This is a genomic window from Pseudomonas sp. lyk4-TYG-107, from assembly GCF_030209055.1.
In the GTDB taxonomy this organism is placed as follows: domain Bacteria; phylum Pseudomonadota; class Gammaproteobacteria; order Pseudomonadales; family Pseudomonadaceae; genus Aquipseudomonas; species Aquipseudomonas putida_A.
On record NZ_JARVST010000002.1, the window covers coordinates 271,851 to 288,709 of the forward strand.

Here is a 16,859-nt window from a genome sequence, read left to right on the forward strand (position 1 = left end):
GAATGCATATCGACTTGCGCCAACTTCGTCACTTCATCGCCCTCGCCGAACAACGCAGCTTCGTCGCCGGCGCGCAGGCGGTGAACCTGTCGCAGTCGGCGTTCAGCCGCAGCATTCAGGCGCTGGAACACAGCGTCGGCTGTCAGTTGGTCGATCGCGGGCGCAAGGATCTGCCGCCGACCAAGCAGGGCCAGGTGCTGCTCGAACATGCACGACGACTGGTCAGCGGCGCGCAGCAGATGGCCAACGAGATCAGTCAATTCAATGGGCTGGAGGCGGGCGAGCTGCGCTTCGGTTGCGGCCCGGCGCCGGCGGCCGGATTGATCCCGCGCGCGATCGGCGCGTTCATCGGGCGCTACCCGAAAGCGCGGGTGCAATTTCAGGTCGATGACTGGCAGAGCCTGAGCAAACGCCTGCTCAGTGAGGAGTTCGAGTTCTTCGTCGCCGACACTCGACACTTCGAGGCCGATCCGGATTACCTGACGTACCGCTTGCGGCCGCGCAAATGGCATTTCTGTTGCCGTGCCGGGCATCCGCTGGCCGCTCTTGAACGGGTCACAGCCGAGCAATTGATGAGCTATCCACTGGCGGTGAGCATTCGTCCGCCGAACCTGCGCAAGGTCATCGTCGACCTCAGCGGCCGCCCGGATTTCACCCCCAATGTCGAATGCGAAAACAGCTCGAGCCTGCTCAGCGTGGTGCTGCGTTCGGATGCGATCGGCATTGTCGGGGCGTATTCCGACGCGCTGCATCAGGCCAAGGGTGAGCTGGTGTGTTTGCGGATCGACGGCCTGGCGGATGATCTGGAAGAGCTGTACACCCGCTACGGGATTGTCAGTCGGGCGGGGTATCGCTTGTCGCCGCTGGCCGAGGCGATGATTGAGCAGATCAAGGCGATTGATGCGGTGGATGAGGAGGTGTGTTCGCTGGAGAATTTTGCAGTCTGATCCACCGCCTTCGCGAGCAGGCTCGCTCCCACAGAGTTAGCGTCGATCACAAATTCTGCGCTCACCACAATCCACTGTGGGAGCGAGCCTGCTCGCGAAGAGGCCGTTACAGGCGCCAATGCAATCCCCGCATAAAACCCATTCCCCAAATGCACTTGCCGAACACCCCCGCCGAAAGCGACAACCCTCGCCTGTCTTTCTGACCGGTGAACCCCATGTCCAACCCGCAAAACCCTGTGCGCAATGTGCTGTACATCATGTGCGATCAGCTGCGCCGCGATTACCTGTCCTGCTACGGCCATCCGCATCTGCACACGCCGAACATCGATCGCCTGGCCGCCGCCGGCGTGCGCTTCAGCCGTGCCTACACCCAGGGCACGATCTGCGGCCCGTCGCGGATGTCGGCCTACACCGGGCGCTACGTCAGCAGCCATCAGGTCGCGTGGAACGCCGTGCCGTTGCCGCTGGAAGAACTGACGATCGGTGATTACCTGCGCCCCCACGGCATCCGCACCGCGCTGGTCGGCAAGACCCACGCCACGGCCAATGTCGACGCCCTGCAGCGTCTGGCGATCAACCCGGACAGCGCGCAGGCCGAAGTGCTCAACGAGGTCGGTTTCGAGCCGTACTTCCGCCACGACGGAATCTTCCCCGACGACCCGCTGTTCGACGACAAACGCGAGTCCGCGCCCTACACCCATTACCTGCGCGAGCAGGGCTTCGCCGGGCGCAACCCCTGGCACGACTGGGCCAACGCCGCCGAAGGCGAGAACGGCGAAATCCTCAGCGGCTGGCACATGCGTCATGCGCATTTGCCAGCGCGAATTCCCGAGCAGTTCTCAGAGACTGTCTACACTACAAATCGAGCCATCGACTTCATCACCGAGCAAGGTGAGAAATCCTGGTGTTTACACCTCTCCTACATCAAACCGCACTGGCCCTACATCGTACCGTCGCCATACCACGCCCTGTACAGTACGAAATCGATTCTCGAACCGGTCCGCGCGACGCCCTCCGAAGCGAGCAAACACCCCGTATACGCGGCGTTTCGCCAGCATGAGGAAAGCCTCAACTTCTCCCGTGATTCAGTACGATTGAATGTAATCCCCACCTACATGGGCCTGATCAAGCAAGTGGATGATCAGCTCGGGCGGCTGTTCGATTTTCTGCAGAGCAACGGTCGTTGGGATGACACCTTGATCGTGTTCACCAGCGATCACGGCGACTTTCTCGGCGACCACTGGCTGGGCGAGAAGGAGTTTTTGCTGGAACAGGCAGTGGGCGTGCCATTGATCGTGCGCGACCCGCGCACGGCGGCGGACATCACCCGGGGCACGGTGGATGAGCGGCTGGCGGAAACCATTGATGCCTTGCCGTCTTTTCTCCAGGCACTGGGCCTGCCGGGCGCCGAGCATCGGCTGGAAGGACACTCGCTGATCCCGCTGTTGCACGGGGAAAATCCCGACTGGCGCCGCTACGCCATCAGCGAATACGACTACGCCTTTCAGGCCCCGGCACGCGAGCGACTTGGCCAGCCGATCGACCGTTGCCGCATGACCATGGTGCGCAGCGAGCGCTGGAAATACCTGGCGTACGACGGCTTCCGGCCGCAACTGTTTGATCTGCTGAATGATCCGCAGGAGTTGCGCGATCTGGGTGATGATCCTGATTACGCTGCAGTGCGCGAGGAGCATGCGGGATATCTGTTCGAGTGGGTACGCGGCTTGAAGCGGCGGACCACGATCAGTCATCAGGAGATTGATTTGCGTGGACAGCGGTTTCGCTATGGCGAGCCGGAGACCGAGAAGGTCGTGCAGATTGGCGTTTGGTGAATTAAAAGCTTCGCGAGCAGGCTCGCTCCCACAGGGCCATATGTTGTTCACATCCATCGTGTTCAACACACCTCCACTGTGGGAGCGGGCTTGCTCGCGAAGAGGCCCGATCAGACGCCGACGAGCTCGGCACCTTTAATCGTCTGACTACGCTGCCCGTTCACCCCAACCGGCACTTCCCCCTTGAGCGTCACCCGCCGCACGATACGATCCTGAGTGCCGTAATCATCAATCGCATAATGCTGAGTCGAACGGTTATCCCAGATCGCCACATCACCGGCCTTCCAGCGCCAGCGCACGGTGTTTTCCTGACGGATCACATGGCTCTGCAACAGGCCGAACAGGTGCGCCGAATCGGCTTGCGAATAACCCTTGATGCGTTTGACGAAGTGCCCCAGCAACAAACTTTTCTCGCCGCTGATCGGATGCACACGCACCACCGGATGCTCGGTCTCGTAGACGGTCGAGGTGAAGACCTTGCGATAGCGCTCCAACTTCTCCGCCGACACGTCCGGCTTGGCCCCGGCGTAGTCGTATTCGTTGCTATGTACGGCGACCAGTTTGTCCGCCAGCTCGCGCAGTTCGCTCGGCAGTTCGTTGTAGGCGGTCGCGGTGTTGGCCCACAGGGTGTCGCCACCGAAGGCCGGCGCCACCACCGAGCGCAGGATCGAGGCTTTCGGGTAGGCGTCGACGAAGGTCACGTCAGTGTGCCAGGAGTTGGCGCGCTGGCCCTCGGCCCCGTCCAGCTCCAGCAGATAACGCGTGCCTTCACGCACCGGTACGGTCGGATGCGCCACCGGCTCGCCGAGCAGATGGGCGAAGGCTTCCTGGCGCTGATCGTCGAGCTGAGTCTGCTCGCGAAAGAACACCACCTTGTACTGGATCAGCGCCTGCTGAATGGCTTCGACCGTGGCGGCGTCTAGCTCACCGGACAAGTGCACGCCACGAATCTCGGCGCCGATACGGCCGGCCACCGGATGGATTTCCAGCGCGTGGACAGCAGGTTTTACAGCGAGTGCGGCATTGCTCATGGGTAGACCCTCATCGACTGCTTGCGGTTAGGCGGCAGCGAAACATCGCTCTATCTATATTCCATTTACATCTAATAGATATTCACATGCTTCGTTGACGGAATAAGAGCTTGCATTTAAAACCTCAAGCAACCCTCGTCGCAAATGCCTTCGAGCTATTTTTAGGATGCCGGAAAAGCATATGGATCTCCGCCAGTTGCGCTACTTCATCGCCCTCAACGAACACCGCAGTTTTGTCCGTGCGGCAGACGCGATGGGCATCACTCAACCGGCGTTCAGCCGCAGCATTCAAGGGCTGGAGCAAGAGTTCGGCTGCGTGCTGGTGGATCGCGGCAACAAGGATCTGCGCCCGACACCCGAAGGCCAGGTGGTGCTGCAACACGCCCTGACCCTGGTGCAAGGCGCGGCGCTGCTCAGCGCGGAAGTGACGCAGATGACCAAGCTCGATGCCGGGGAACTGCACTTCGGCTGCGGCCCGGCCCCGGCGGTGAAACTGGTGCCGGATGCGGTGGCGCAATTCATCAACGCGCACCCGAAAGTGCGCACCTGTTTTCAGGTGGATAACTGGGAAAAACTCAGCCGTGCGCTGAGCCGTGAAGAGATCGAATTCTTCATCGCCGACATCCGTCATTTCGAAGCCGATCCGAATTTTCAGACCCAAGCCCTGACGCCCAAGCGCGGGGTGTTTTTCTGCCGGCCCGGGCACCCGCTGCTGGCCAAGGAGAGCCTGTCGACCAACGACATGTTCGACTACCCGCTGGCGACCACATTGATCCCGCCGGGGATTCGCAAACTGCTGGCGAACCTCAGCGGCCGGATCGACTTTTCGCCGACCATCGAGACCGAGCATTTCCCGGCGCTGGTGAAAGTGGTGCTGCAATCGAATGCCATCGGCATCGGTACGGAAGAGGCGTTTTACGAGGACATTGCTCAGGGTTCGCTGGCGCTGCTGCACTGGCGCAACCTGCCGCAGAATCTGGAGAGCATGAACGCGCGCTGCGGGATTGTCAGTCGCACAGGATTTCGCTTGTCGCCGGCAGCGAGAGCGATGATCGAGACGCTGGTGGCGGTGGATAAACAGGAGGTCAGCGTCGCGGTTTGAGGACGCCTTCGCGAGCAAGCCCGCTCCCACAGGGGATCGTTGTGAATACAAAATCTGTGTTCACTGAAGATCCTTGTGGGAGCGGGCTTGCTCGCGAAAAGGCCCGTCCAGACACTGGAGATTCAGAGCTTTGCCGCCGCCAGTTCAGGCGCCACCCAATCACTGACCTTGAACGGTTTGCGAATCAGCTTCTGCTGCGCCGCCAGGTCTACCGAGTCCTGCAACTTGCCGAGGAACACCGGGTCCAGCGTCGACGGGAACACTTCGCTGAGTTTCTGATCCTGAAGGTCCTGGGTCAGGATCACCGGTGGATAACTCGCCAGCCCCGACACCAGTTGCACATAAGCGTCCTTGTTGCTGTCCTGGGTCAGCCACTCCACCGCCTGCTGCTGCGCCTTCAGCAGTTTGGCCACGACCTCCGGGTGCCCGTCGACAAACTTGCCGGTGCCGACCAGCACTGACTGCACACTGCCGGCGCCACCCAGATCCTTGGTATTGAGCGGCAATTCCGCCAGCCCCTTGGCTTGCAGCGCCGTCAGCCCTGAACTGCCCCACGACGCGTCAATCTGTTTCGCCGCCAATGCCGCGACCGCCCCGCTGAAGTCGAGATTGATCACTTTCAGATCCTTCTCGCTCAAGCCCTGACTGGCCAGCGCCGCATCAAACGACAGCTGCGTGGCGGTGCCACGGAAGATCGCCACGCGCTTGCCCTTCAGATCCTGCAGTGTCTTGATCCCCGACCCCGGCACCACGCCCAGATACTGTTTCACCCCACGCGCACTGGCGCTGAGCAAACGCGTGTCGAGGCCATTGGACTTGCCGATGATCGCCGCAAGGTCGCCGCAAGGTCGCCCAGATATGCCAGATCGACCTGACCATTGGCAAACGCTTCGTTGATCACCGGCCCGGCACCCTTGAAGAAGCTCCACTGAATCTTGATGCCCTGATCGGCGAAGGCTTTTTCGAAGATCTGCTGGTCACGCAGCACGTCCACCACACCGCCGCCGCTGTGCTGGGTGCCGGCGCTCAGGTCAGGCACGGCGATCCTGATTTCCTTGAGTTCGTCAGCCTGCGCGTTAAACGCCAGCAGGCCCGCCAGTGCCGGAATGGCAAACAGACTGAAGACTCGTTTGAAGGGACGGTTCATGGGTACGGCTCCTAGATCACGACAGGCGTTGAGGAGCCGAAAGTAGGCCGAAGCATGACCTTCGCTTAAATACTATAAATTCACATTTTTATAGCCTTTAGCGCTAAGCGTGAAATCACGCGGGCTGCAGCGGCGTATGCATTAACAGCATCGAAAATATTCTTCGAATGCATTGGATGCGCGTCGCGCTGCAAGCCTTAAATGGTCTGGCTTATCTCTCAATAGAATTGATTTGAATTTTTATAGATCGATTTTGCATACACCGCTAGCCAATTGTGGGAGCGGGCTTGCTCGCGCAGAGGCCGTGTCATTCACCATCATCGGTGCCTGACACTCCGTCTTCGTGAGCAAGCCCACTCCCACACAGGCACAGCGGTTCGCCATGCAACCCGACAACGGAGGTCACCCATGGCCCGTGATTCCCTGCTCAGCCTGCCGCTGCCCGCGCCACCTCTGAAAAGCCGGCGCGCGTGGCCGAGCCTCAACCAACGTCTGTTGCCATGGCTGTTGCCGATCAGCCTGTTCGCTCTGTGGTGGCTGGCCGCACGCAATCAATGGATGAGCGAGCAGATCCTGCCGGCGCCATCGCTGGTGTGGAACAGCGCCATCGAGCTGTCCCAGGGCGAGTTGTGGAGTCATTTGTGGATCAGCCTGCAACGTCTGCTCTGGGGCTTGCTGGCAGGGATCTCAGCTGGTGCGCTGCTGGGTGCCGCGCTGGGCTTCAGCCGTCGCCTCGAACGCCTGGTCTTCCCGACGTTCGCCGGTCTGGCACAGGTACCGACGCTGGCGTGGATTCCGCTGTTCATGGTGTTTTTCGGCATCGGCGAAGTGCTGAAACTGGTGGTGCTGATCAAGGCCATCGTGGTGCCGGTGACCCTGCACACCCTGGTCGGCGTTCGTGATGCGCAACCGAAACTGCGCGAAGCTGCCGCCGTATTGCGCCTGCCGTCGTACTTGCTGATCCGGCGTCTGGTGCTGCCTGCCGCACTGCCGGCATTCATGGCCGGCGTGCGTCTGGCCCTGGCCGCCGGCTGGACTTCATTGCTGGCGGTGGAGCTGTTGGCGTCCAGCGAAGGCATCGGCTACCTGATGGTCTGGGCACGGCAACTGTTCATGCTCGACATCGTGTTCGTGTGCATCGTGGTCATCGGTGTGCTCGGTGTAGCGATGGATCGCGGCATCGGTTTTCTCGACCGCAAACTGGTGCACTGGCCGCACCCGGCGACTGCGGAAATCCGCCGTGGCCCGCACTATCAAGGCTGGCAGAGGCTGCAACCGTGGCTGTTGCCCCTGAGCCTGATTGGCGTCTGGCAAGTGGCGAGCGATCAGCAGTGGGTCGATGCGAACATCCTGGTCAGCCCGCTGGCGGTACTGGAAACGACCAGGAACGGTCTGCTCGACGGCACGCTGATCAGCGGCATGGCCTTGAGCCTCGGTCGTACCCTTGGCGGGTTGCTGCTGGGCGGCGGACTCGGTTTCGCCCTCGGCCTGTTGCTGGGTCTGTCGCGCACCAGCGAACGGCTGCTCGGCCCGACTCTCGCCGCCATTCGCCAGATCGCGATTTTCGCCTGGGTGCCGCTGCTCACCGCGTGGTTCGGATTGGGTGAATTGGCGAAGTGGGTGTTCGTCGCCCTCGCCGCGTTTTTCCCGCTGTTCATCGCCACCCAGCGCAGCGTCGCCAACCTCTCGCCACAACTCAACGAAGCCGCGCAGGTGCTGCGCCTGAGCCTCGGCCAGCGCCTGCGTCGTCTGGTGCTGCCGGGTGCGGCGCCGGGGATTTTCGCCGGGCTGCGCCTGAGTCTGATCTACGCCTGGCTCGGCACCATCGGCGCCGAATATTTCATGCCGTCCAACGGCGGCATCGGCAGCCAGATGATCGGCGCCCAACAACTGCTGCGCATGGACCTGATCATGGCCGGGATGCTGCTGGTCGGCCTCACCGGCGCCCTGCTCAACCTCATCGGCCAACGCCTGGAAATTCGCGCTACTCGCTGGAGACACGCATGAACGCACCGATTGTCAGCTTCACCCATGTAGGCAAATCCTTCGACGTTGACGGTTTCGAACTGGAGGCGATTCGCGAATTCAACCTCGACATCGCCGAGGGCGAATTTGTCGCCATCGTCGGGTCCAGCGGTTGCGGCAAATCCACCTTGCTGCGTTTGCTGGTGGGTCTGGATACGCAGTTTCGCGGGCAGATCAGCGTCGATGGCAAAGCCGTCAACGGCATCGGCGGCGAGCGCGGCATCGTGTTTCAGGAGCATCGGCTGTTCCCGTGGCTGACCGTGGCCGACAACATCGGTCTGGGCCTGGTCAACGAGCCGCTGAGCACCGCCGAAAAGCAGCAGCGCATCAACGATTTCATCGATCTGGTCGGCCTGCGCGATTTCACCCGCGCCTATCCGCACCAGCTCTCCGGCGGCATGGCCCAGCGCGTGGCGATTGCTCGCGGACTGGTCGCCAGCCCACGGATTCTGCTGCTCGACGAACCGTTCGGCGCGCTCGATGCGTTGACCCGTCAGCAAATGCAGGACGAGCTGCTGGCGATCCGCGACCGGGCGAAAATCACCACGATCCTCGTCACCCACGACGTCGAAGAAGCGATCTTTCTCGCCGATCGCGTGGTGGTGATGGAGCCGCGTCCGGGACGGATCAAGCAAGTGGTCGACATCGCCTTGCCGCACCCGCGTCAGCGCAGCAGTTTCGACTTCCATCAGTTGCGCGAAGAGCTGCTGCACGAACTGACCAGTGACGACCATTACCAACCGAGCCTGCCGGTCCAGATCCGCGATCTGCCGCTGTCGTTCATTGCCTGCTGAGAGGAGCTTTTCGATGCCGCAACGCCCCAACTTTCTGGTGATTCTGGCCGACGATCTCGGCTTTTCCGACATCGGCGCCTTCGGTGGCGAAATCGCCACGCCGAACCTCGATGCCCTGGCCAATAACGGCCTGCGCCTGACCGATTTCCACACCGCGCCGACCTGCTCGCCAACCCGCTCGATGCTGCTGACCGGCACCGACCACCACATCGCCGGCATCGGCACCATGGCCGAAGCGCTGACCCCGGAGTTGATCGGCAAACCGGGTTACGAAGGCTATCTCAACGACCGCGTTGTGGCCCTGCCCGAGCTGCTGCGCGAGGCCGGTTATCAAACCTTGATGAGCGGCAAATGGCACCTCGGCCTGACTGCTGAACTGGCGCCGCAGGCCCGCGGTTTCGAGCGTTCGTTTTCGTTGCTGCCGGGTGCGGCCAACCACTATGGTTTCGAGCCGACCTACGATGAACACACCCCTGGCCTGCTGAAATCGACTCCGGCGCTGTACATCGAAGACGACACCTTTATCGACAAATTACCCAAGGATTTCTACTCGTCGGATGCCTTCGGCGACAAGCTGCTGCAGTACCTCAAGGAGCGCGATCAGAGCCGGCCATTCTTCGCCTACCTGCCCTTCTCCGCACCACACTGGCCATTGCAGGCACCGGCCGAGGTAGTCGAAAAATACCGTGGCCGTTACGACGCCGGGCCCGAAGTCTTGCGTCTGGAGCGCCTGGAAAAACTCAAGGCGCTGGGCCTCATCGAGCCGGATGTCGAGCCGCATCCACTGATTCAACTGAATGCGCAATGGGACGCGCTGAGTGATGAGCAACGGCAGATTTCCGCGCGGGCCATGGAGGTCTACGCGGCCATGGTCGAGCGCATGGACTGGAACATCGGCCGGGTGGTCGATTACCTGCGCCAGCAGGGCCAACTCGATAACACCTTCATCCTGTTCATGTCCGACAACGGTGCCGAGGGCGCACTGCTGGAGGCGTTTCCCAAGTTCGGCCCGGAACTGCTGACCTACCTCAATCAGCATTACGACAACAGCCTCGACAACATCGGTCGTGCCAATTCCTATGTCTGGTACGGGCCGAGCTGGGCGCAGGTGGCGACCGCGCCGTCACGGCTGTTCAAGGCGTTCACCACCGAAGGCGGGATTCGCGTACCGGCGCTGCTGCACTATCCGCAACTGCCGATCAAAGGGCAGATCAGCCACGGCTTTGGCACGGTGATGGACATCACCCCGACCATTCTCGATCTGGCCGGCGTGCGTCATCCGGGCAAGCAATGGCACGGCAAACCGGTGGCGTCGCTGCGCGGTAAATCATGGCTGGGCTTTTTGTCCGGCGAGACGGCGCAGGTGCATGACGAGCACACCGTCACCGGTTGGGAATTGTTTGGCCGCCGGGCGATTCGCCAAGGGTCGTGGAAAGCCGTGTGGATCCCCGGGCCGGTGGGGCCGGCGACCTGGCAGCTGTATGACCTGAGCAGCGATCCGGGGGAAATTCATGATCTGGCGTCGAGTCAGCCGGACAAGCTCAGCACCTTGATTGGGCATTGGCAGAAATATGTGGAGGAGACCGGGGTGATTCTGAGTGCTTCGCCGTTTCAGCCGGATTGAGGTTGCCTGATAGATCGCTTTCGCGAGCAGGCTCGCTCCCACAAACTGGATTTGCGAATACGATCCAGTGTGGGAGCGAGCCTGCTCGCGAATAGGCCTTCACACTCACCCATCAAGCCCGGGCAGTGCGCACCTCTTCCGGCACCAATTCATCCCTGCGAACAAACCGGTTCGCCCGCCCAAACGTGCCGAAATCATTGAACCGCACGCCCATCTCACGCATCACCTTATGCGCCACCGGCACGGTCATCTGCCGGATGTAAAACGGTTCTTTCACCACAAAATGATGAATCCCGTGGCTGCTGCCGAAGTTGAAGCAGAACGCCTGCAACGGCCACAACCACCACGGGTTCAACACCTGGCATTGCTGCAGCACGTTGCCCGCCTCGATGTCGCCGTAGTAATGCATGTTCGAGCTGATGAAGTGCAGGCAAAAGGTGCGCAGCACGTTCGGACCGATGATCACCACTGCCGCGATATCGATCACCTGCATCACCGACAGCGTGGTCGCCGACCATTCAATCGGCGAACCCATGAGGTAGGCGATGCCATTCGCCGCATGAAAACCGAGAAACACATACCACGCGCCCCAATGCACCAGCGCCAGCGGCGCGTAAACCTTCAGGGTACGTTTGATGATGTTGAATTTGTGCGCCCAGGTCTTGGCCCGCAGCATGCGGATGAACGCCGACATCACGTTGTCACCGACCATCAGCAACCGCGCAAAACCCCACGGTTCGCCGTTGGTGATCGCGCGTTCTTCCATGTCGGTTTCGGTGCCGGAGACCTTGTGGTGATTGAGGTGCAGATGGCGGCGGATCCACGGGTTGATCGTGCTCGGCCGCGCCAGCCAGACCAGGCCCATCATCAAATTGTGCGGCACACGCTGCTTGCGAAAATACATGCTGTGGATCAGGTCGTGCTCCAGCTCGTGGGTCAAGGACGCGAAAAACGCATTCAGCAGCAGGCACACCCACCATGCCATGTGACCCGTGATGTACAGCGTCGCCGAACCGATCATCCCGGCCAGGGCGAAGGCCAGAATCCCCGCGCCGAGGGCGTCCTGGTGTTGCAAAATCGGATAGCGCTGACGCAACTCGACGCCCTTGGCCAGCACCACTTCGCGAATATGCGCTGATCGCTGAGCAGCATTGTGTCGCTGGGGACTTGCAGAAGTACGGTCCATGCTTCCATCCTCTGGTTATTGATGTTCGCATCCTGCCCTGCGAACGCTTTATTGATGGTAGCCGTGAACGCCAACCTGTTGACCGGAAGCGCCAATCAGCATGAAGGAACCGACCTCGCTCGCCAGCTGGACCCGTGCCTTGCGCAAGCAACTCGATGCGCTGGGGCTGGACAGTCTCGGCCTGTGCCAACAGGCCGGACTCGATCCGCAGTTGATGGACGACCCGAACGCGCGTTATCCGTTGTCCGGCACCACGCGCCTGTGGCAACTGGCAGTGCAGTTCAGCGGGGATCCGGCGATCGGCCTGCGAGTGTCGCGCTTCGTTAGCCCGACCACGTTCCATGCGCTGGGTTATGCGCTGGTGGCCAGCGGCAGTCTGCGCGAAGTGTTCGAACGCATCGTGCGTTATCACCCGGTGGTCAGCGATGCGCTGGAACTGGAGTTGAGCCGCAGCGATGACCGCTATCTGTTTCGTCTGAAAATTCCGTCAGGCAATCCGGCGCCGGCCTTCGAAGCCATCGACGCGTTTGCCGCGATCTACGTACGCACCTGCCGTAATCGCCTCGGTCGCGATTACGCGCCGCTGGCGGTGTACCTGCGCCGACCGGAACCGTCCGATGCGCATCAGTGGCACAAGGTGTTCCGCGCTCCGGTGCATTTCTCCTGCGCCGAAGATCGCCTGGAGTTTGCCCTCGCCGACTTCGACAGCCACCTCGACGACGCCAACCCGGAACTGGCCGAACACAACGAAGCGGTGCTCAAGCGCACCCTGGCCCAGCTCCAGCCGCTGACCTGGGAGCGCAAGGTGCGCGACGCTATCGAAGAGCAACTGCCCGAAGGCGAACCTAGCGCCGAACGCATCGCCCAGGCGTTGCACCTGAGCCTGCGCAGCCTGCAACGGCACTTGGCGGATGAGGGCTGTCGCTTCGACACGCTGCTCAACGAGAGCCGCGAAAACCTCGCGCTGCTGCACCTGCGCGATCCGCAGTGTTCGTTGAGTGAAGTCAGTTACCTGCTGGGGTTTGCCGACACCAGCAGCTTCAGCCGCGCGTTCAAGCGCTGGACGGGAATGACGCCGGGGCAGTTTCGCGACGGGTTGCGCTGACTGACCCCAGGGTTGGGTCGTCAGTTCCGACGTCTTCGCGAGCAGGCTCGCTCCCACATTTGGAATGCGTTTCACATGTGGGAGCGAGCCTGCTCGCGAAGGCGTCCTTCAATTCACCACAAAACCCAGCCCAAATACCGTGCCCTCCGCATCACTGCTCACCCGCACCCGCCCGCCATGCAACTGCATGATCGACTGCACAATCGCCAGCCCCAACCCACCGGAATCCCCAGGCTGCGCCCGTGAAGGGTCGACGCGATAGAAGCGGTCGAACAGTTTGCCCAGATGTTCAGGCGCGATCACCGGGCCGTGGTTGTGTACCTGTAACCAGCACACGCCCGGCTCATCGTGGCGGCGCAGGCTGATCAGTGTGCCTTCATCGGCGTGACGCACCGCGTTGGCCAGCAGATTACCCAGGGCACGTTGCAGCAGTTGCTGATCGGCCAACAGTTCGCCGTGCAGCAGGTTTTCCAGGCGCAACTGGCGATCATCGGCCAGGGCCTCGAAGTAATCGCACAGCTCGCTGCCGACGCTGTGCAGATCCAGCGTTTGCAAGTCGAGCGCGCGTTCAGCCTGCTCGGCGCGGGCGAGAAACATCAGGTTCTCGGCCATGCGTTTGAGGCGTTCGAACTCTTCCATGTTCGACGCCAGCAGCTCCTGATACTCCGCCGTGCTGCGCGGGTGATTCAGCGCCTGGCCGTTGCTGGCGAGCAAGGTGTGCAGCGGGGTGCGGATCTCGTGCGCCAGATCGGCAGAAAACTGCGACAGCCGCTGCACGCTGTCGTCCAGCCGCGCGAGCATGCCGTTGAGCGCCTGCACCGGTTCGAGCAGTTCGGCGGGGGTGCCACTGGCGGGCAGACGCTGGTCTAGGCTGCGCAGATCAATGCCGCGCACCGCCGCGCTTAACTGGCGCAACGGTTGCAAACCACGGCGCAGCAAAACCAGGCCCAGCGCGAACGCCAGCAACGCGCCAAGCCCGACGGCCAGGTACAGGCGCAAGCGATAACTGGCGAGCATCTGTTCACGTTCAGTCAGTACCTTGCCCGCGATCACTGTCAGCGGTTCGCCGTTCGGCCCTTGGGCTTCACCGGACAACAGCGCCAGCTCGGCACCGTCCGGCGCCTGCCAGGTCAGCACGTCGCGACGCTGCGGCGTTTGCTCGCGTGCGATTGCGTTCAATGGCGGTAGGTCGCGCTGGCGCGGGTTGATCGCAATCACGTTCGAGCCATCGGCGCGCCGCACCAACAGCAGGCTGTCGAGGTTACCGAGCATGTTCTGATAGAGACGTGGCCGCGCCTGCAAGGCGCCGAGGCTGTCACTGTCGGCGAGCAAGGCACGCACCTGCTCCAGACGGCCGAGCAACGCGAGGTCGTCGCGGTAGGCGATCTCCGAGTCGAGCGAGCGGTAGAGAAACACACCAATCGCACTCAACACCAACGCGCAAACCACGGCGAACGCCAGCGCCAGACGCCAGGCGATCGACCTAGACCGCATCGTCGGGCGCCTCCAGCTGATAGCCGACCCCGCGCACGGTGTGGATCAGTTTCGGCATGTACGGATCATCGACCTTGGCCCGCAAGCGGCGCACTGCAACTTCGACCATGTTGGTGTCGCTGTCGAAATTCAGGTTCCACACCTGCGAGGCGATCAGCGTGCGCGACAGCACTTCGCCCTGACGGCTGGCGAGCAATTGCAGCAAGGCAAATTCCTTGTTGGTCAGGGCAATGCGCTGACCGCCGCGACTGACCCGACGCCGCAGCACGTCGATTTCCAGATCGGCGATGCTGTAGGACTCGGCCTCGCGCAGCGGCCCACGCCGCAACAGCGTGCGCACTCGCGCGAGCAATTCGGCAAAGGCGAAGGGTTTGAGCAGGTAATCATCGGCACCCAGTTCGAGGCCGCGCACGCGGTCTTCGATGGCGTCCTTGGCGGTGAGGAACAGCACCGGGGTGGCGCCGCGCTGGCGGATCAGTTGCAGCAGTTGCCAGCCATTGAGGCCCGGCAGCATCACGTCGAGGATGATCAGGTCGTATTCCTGCTGCTCGACGAAATAGCGCCCGTCGAGGCCATTGAGCGCCACGTCCACGGCAAATCCCGATTCGCCCAGGCCCTTTGCCAGGAAATTCGCGGTTTTGGCTTCATCTTCTACGACCAGCAAACGCATGGCACACCTCGATTGATCAGGCACACAGGCTAGGCGCCTTCGGCCCGATTGCCCATTACAAACTTGTAATCCGACTGACGGGGTTCTGACGAAGAGCGGCGGCTAAGGTGATGTCCTTCGCTTTCGGAGCCTGTTCATGACCGTCAAATACCTTGCAGCCAGCCTTGCCCTCGGCCTCAGCGTCAGTGTTTTCGCCGCCCCTGAACTGCCGCGCCACGCTGACCTCGATCTGAAAACCGCACGCCTGCTGGCCGACACCGCGTTGAGCAATTGCACCGCCACGGTATCGGTGCTCGACCGTGGCGGCAACTTGCTGGTGACCCTGCGCGGCGACGGCGTCGGCCCGCACAACACCGCTGCCAGCCAGCGCAAGGCCTACACCGCGCTGTCGACGAAAACCCCGACCCGGCTGTTCGCCGAACGCGCCCGCAGCAATCCGGAAACCGCCAACCTCAACACCCTCGATGAGCTGCTGTTGCTCGGCGGCGGGATTCCGTTGTTCGCCGCTGATGAACTGGTCGGCGCCATGGGCGTGGCCGGTTCCGGCGGCGGCGAGCAGGACGAAAACTGTGCGATCAAGGCCGCCGAAAACGCCGGCCTGACCTTCACCCGTTCCCAATAAGGAGACTGACCATGACTACCCTGCGCATGACCTTCGCCGCACTCGGCCTGAGTGCCTTCTCCAGCCTGGCGCTGGCCGCCGGCAACCCGCTGAGCGTGCACGTGCTCAACCTGGAAAACGGCCTGCCCTCGCCGGGCGTCAACGTGACCCTGGAAAAACACGTCGGCCAGAACTGGCAGCCACTGGCCCAAGGCACCACCAACGAGCAGGGACGCATCGCCGAACTGTTCCCGGCCAAACAGCCTTTCGAGGCAGGCGAATACCGGGTGGTGTTCAAGACCGGCGAGTATTTCGAGAAGAACAAGCGCGAGACGTTTTTCCCGGAGATTCCGGTGATTTTCCAAGTGAAGCAGACTGACCAGCACTACCACATCCCGTTGCTGCTCAGCCCTTATGGTTTCTCGACCTATCGCGGCTCCTGAATCAACACAGATCAAAAATGTGGGAGCGAGCCTGCTCGCGAAGGCGTCGGTTCACTCGACATCACCGTTGAATGACCCACCGCTTTCGCGAGCAGGCTCGCTCCCACAGGGGATCTCAGGTGCCCGTCAAATTGTGGCCAGCGCGCGCAATCGCTCGGCATCGAGAATCTCGATCTCGCCATACCCCAACCCGATAATCCCCTGCCCCTGCAAATCCTTGAGGATCTGGTTGGTGGTCTGCCGTGACAGCGACAGCATCGACGCCAGCTGCTCCTGGGGCAATTGCAGGACCCGGCGTGGCGCATCGATTTCACCGTAGCCCTCGGCGATCATCAGCAAGCGATGCGCCAGGCGTGCCGGGGCCGGCAGCAGGCTCAACTGTTCGAGATTGATAAAGGTCAGGCGCAGTTTGTGGCTCATCAGCAATGCCAGATGGCGCCAGTACACCGGCTGTTCGTCGAGGATTTTCAGCAGCGTGGCCTGCGGGATATTCAGCAGGCTGCACGGCCCGACCGCATACGCATCATGAGTGCGTGGCTGGCCGTCGAACAGGCAGATTTCGCCGAACCAGTGCGGCGCCTCCACCAGGCTCAGCAACGCCTCCTTGCCCTGCTCGCTCACCGCCCCGATCCGGATCGCCCCGTCGAGCACCGCATACAACCCGCACGGCGCATCGCCGCGCTGGAATAAACGCTGCCCCGCCGTCAGCCGCCGCTCCCGGGCCGCCGCCAGCAGACTATCCTGAAAGGATGCCGGCAGATGACTGAACCATTGCCCGGTCAGCAGCCGTGAACGCTTATCCATGATCACTCCCAATTGTCGCCTGCCTGACAGAGCGAACGCCGAACCCGAGGCATG

14 protein-coding genes and 1 pseudogene are annotated in these 16,859 nt (G+C 61.9%); 9 read left to right on the forward strand and 6 right to left on the reverse strand.

The window, feature by feature from the left end:
* Positions 1-2 precede the first annotated feature (2 nt).
* Together QRN61_RS02990 and QRN61_RS02995 are read left to right on the forward strand one after the other, a co-directional pair.
* Positions 3-947 (forward strand): LysR family transcriptional regulator, encoded by a 945-nt coding sequence (locus QRN61_RS02990; protein WP_285373173.1) that lies wholly within the window; start codon positions 3-5, stop codon positions 945-947.
* A gap of 215 nt (positions 948-1,162) precedes the next feature.
* A complete protein-coding gene (locus QRN61_RS02995) occupies positions 1,163-2,779 on the forward strand; it encodes an alkaline phosphatase family protein (protein WP_285373175.1) in 1,617 nt (538 codons plus the stop codon).
* Positions 2,780-2,889: 110 nt separating this feature from the next.
* Here QRN61_RS02995 and QRN61_RS03000 read toward each other — a convergent pair whose 3' ends face one another.
* Positions 2,890-3,810 (reverse strand): TauD/TfdA dioxygenase family protein, encoded by a 921-nt coding sequence (locus QRN61_RS03000; protein WP_285373176.1) that lies wholly within the window; start codon positions 3,808-3,810, stop codon positions 2,890-2,892.
* A 181-nt stretch (positions 3,811-3,991) separates the two neighbouring features.
* Between QRN61_RS03000 and QRN61_RS03005 the strand changes: the two genes are divergently transcribed.
* Positions 3,992-4,912: a LysR family transcriptional regulator gene (locus tag QRN61_RS03005; RefSeq protein WP_045122247.1), complete on the forward strand. Its 921-nt coding sequence runs from the start codon at positions 3,992-3,994 to the stop codon at positions 4,910-4,912.
* A 122-nt stretch (positions 4,913-5,034) separates the two neighbouring features.
* On the opposite strand, the pseudogene QRN61_RS03010 reads toward QRN61_RS03005, so the two are convergent.
* A pseudogene (locus QRN61_RS03010) lies at positions 5,035-6,059 on the reverse strand (ABC transporter substrate-binding protein).
* A 408-nt stretch (positions 6,060-6,467) separates the two neighbouring features.
* On the opposite strand from QRN61_RS03010, the gene QRN61_RS03015 reads away from it, so the two are divergent.
* Genes QRN61_RS03015 through QRN61_RS03025 form a run of 3 tightly spaced genes read left to right on the forward strand, consistent with a single transcriptional unit; the run spans position 6,468 to position 10,502 of the window.
* Positions 6,468-8,066 (forward strand): ABC transporter permease, encoded by a 1,599-nt coding sequence (locus QRN61_RS03015; RefSeq protein ID WP_247268423.1) that lies wholly within the window; start codon positions 6,468-6,470, stop codon positions 8,064-8,066.
* Positions 8,063-8,878: an ABC transporter ATP-binding protein gene (locus tag QRN61_RS03020; RefSeq protein WP_096796901.1), complete on the forward strand. Its 816-nt coding sequence runs from the start codon at positions 8,063-8,065 to the stop codon at positions 8,876-8,878. Before QRN61_RS03015 ends, QRN61_RS03020 begins: the two co-directional genes overlap by 4 nt.
* A gap of 13 nt (positions 8,879-8,891) precedes the next feature.
* Positions 8,892-10,502 carry an arylsulfatase gene (locus tag QRN61_RS03025; RefSeq protein WP_285373178.1) on the forward strand — a complete coding sequence of 537 codons (1,611 nt, stop codon included), beginning with the start codon at positions 8,892-8,894 and terminating at the stop codon, positions 10,500-10,502.
* Between the two features lie 112 nt (positions 10,503-10,614).
* Here the strand turns inward: QRN61_RS03025 and QRN61_RS03030 are convergent, their stop codons facing one another.
* Entirely contained in the window at positions 10,615-11,688 is a 1,074-nt protein-coding gene (locus QRN61_RS03030; protein WP_285373179.1) for a fatty acid desaturase, read from the reverse strand.
* A gap of 100 nt (positions 11,689-11,788) precedes the next feature.
* Here QRN61_RS03030 and QRN61_RS03035 point away from each other — a divergent pair, with 100 nt between their 5' ends.
* On the forward strand, positions 11,789-12,793 hold the full coding sequence (locus tag QRN61_RS03035) for an AraC family transcriptional regulator (RefSeq protein WP_027611155.1): 1,005 nt from the start codon (positions 11,789-11,791) through the stop codon (positions 12,791-12,793).
* Between the two features lie 108 nt (positions 12,794-12,901).
* On the opposite strand, the gene QRN61_RS03040 is transcribed toward QRN61_RS03035, so the two are convergent.
* Positions 12,902-14,287 (reverse strand): heavy metal sensor histidine kinase, encoded by a 1,386-nt coding sequence (locus tag QRN61_RS03040; RefSeq protein ID WP_285373180.1) that lies wholly within the window; start codon positions 14,285-14,287, stop codon positions 12,902-12,904.
* Complete coding sequence (locus QRN61_RS03045; RefSeq protein WP_095137860.1) at positions 14,277-14,957, reverse strand: heavy metal response regulator transcription factor; 681 nt, start codon at positions 14,955-14,957, stop codon at positions 14,277-14,279. The genes QRN61_RS03040 and QRN61_RS03045 overlap by 11 nt, the downstream gene beginning before the upstream one ends.
* Before the next feature lie 136 nt (positions 14,958-15,093).
* On the opposite strand from QRN61_RS03045, the gene QRN61_RS03050 reads away from it, so the two are divergent.
* Both QRN61_RS03050 and uraH read left to right on the forward strand, forming a co-directional pair.
* A complete protein-coding gene (locus QRN61_RS03050; RefSeq protein WP_285373181.1) occupies positions 15,094-15,579 on the forward strand; it encodes a GlcG/HbpS family heme-binding protein in 486 nt (161 codons plus the stop codon).
* An 11-nt stretch (positions 15,580-15,590) separates the two neighbouring features.
* Complete coding sequence (gene uraH, locus QRN61_RS03055) at positions 15,591-16,001, forward strand: hydroxyisourate hydrolase (protein ID WP_097086822.1); 411 nt, start codon at positions 15,591-15,593, stop codon at positions 15,999-16,001.
* 126 nt (positions 16,002-16,127) lie between these two features.
* Here uraH and QRN61_RS03065 read toward each other — a convergent pair whose 3' ends face one another.
* Complete coding sequence (locus tag QRN61_RS03065) at positions 16,128-16,805, reverse strand: Crp/Fnr family transcriptional regulator (protein ID WP_150369371.1); 678 nt, start codon at positions 16,803-16,805, stop codon at positions 16,128-16,130.
* Between the last annotated feature and the right edge of the window lie 54 nt (positions 16,806-16,859).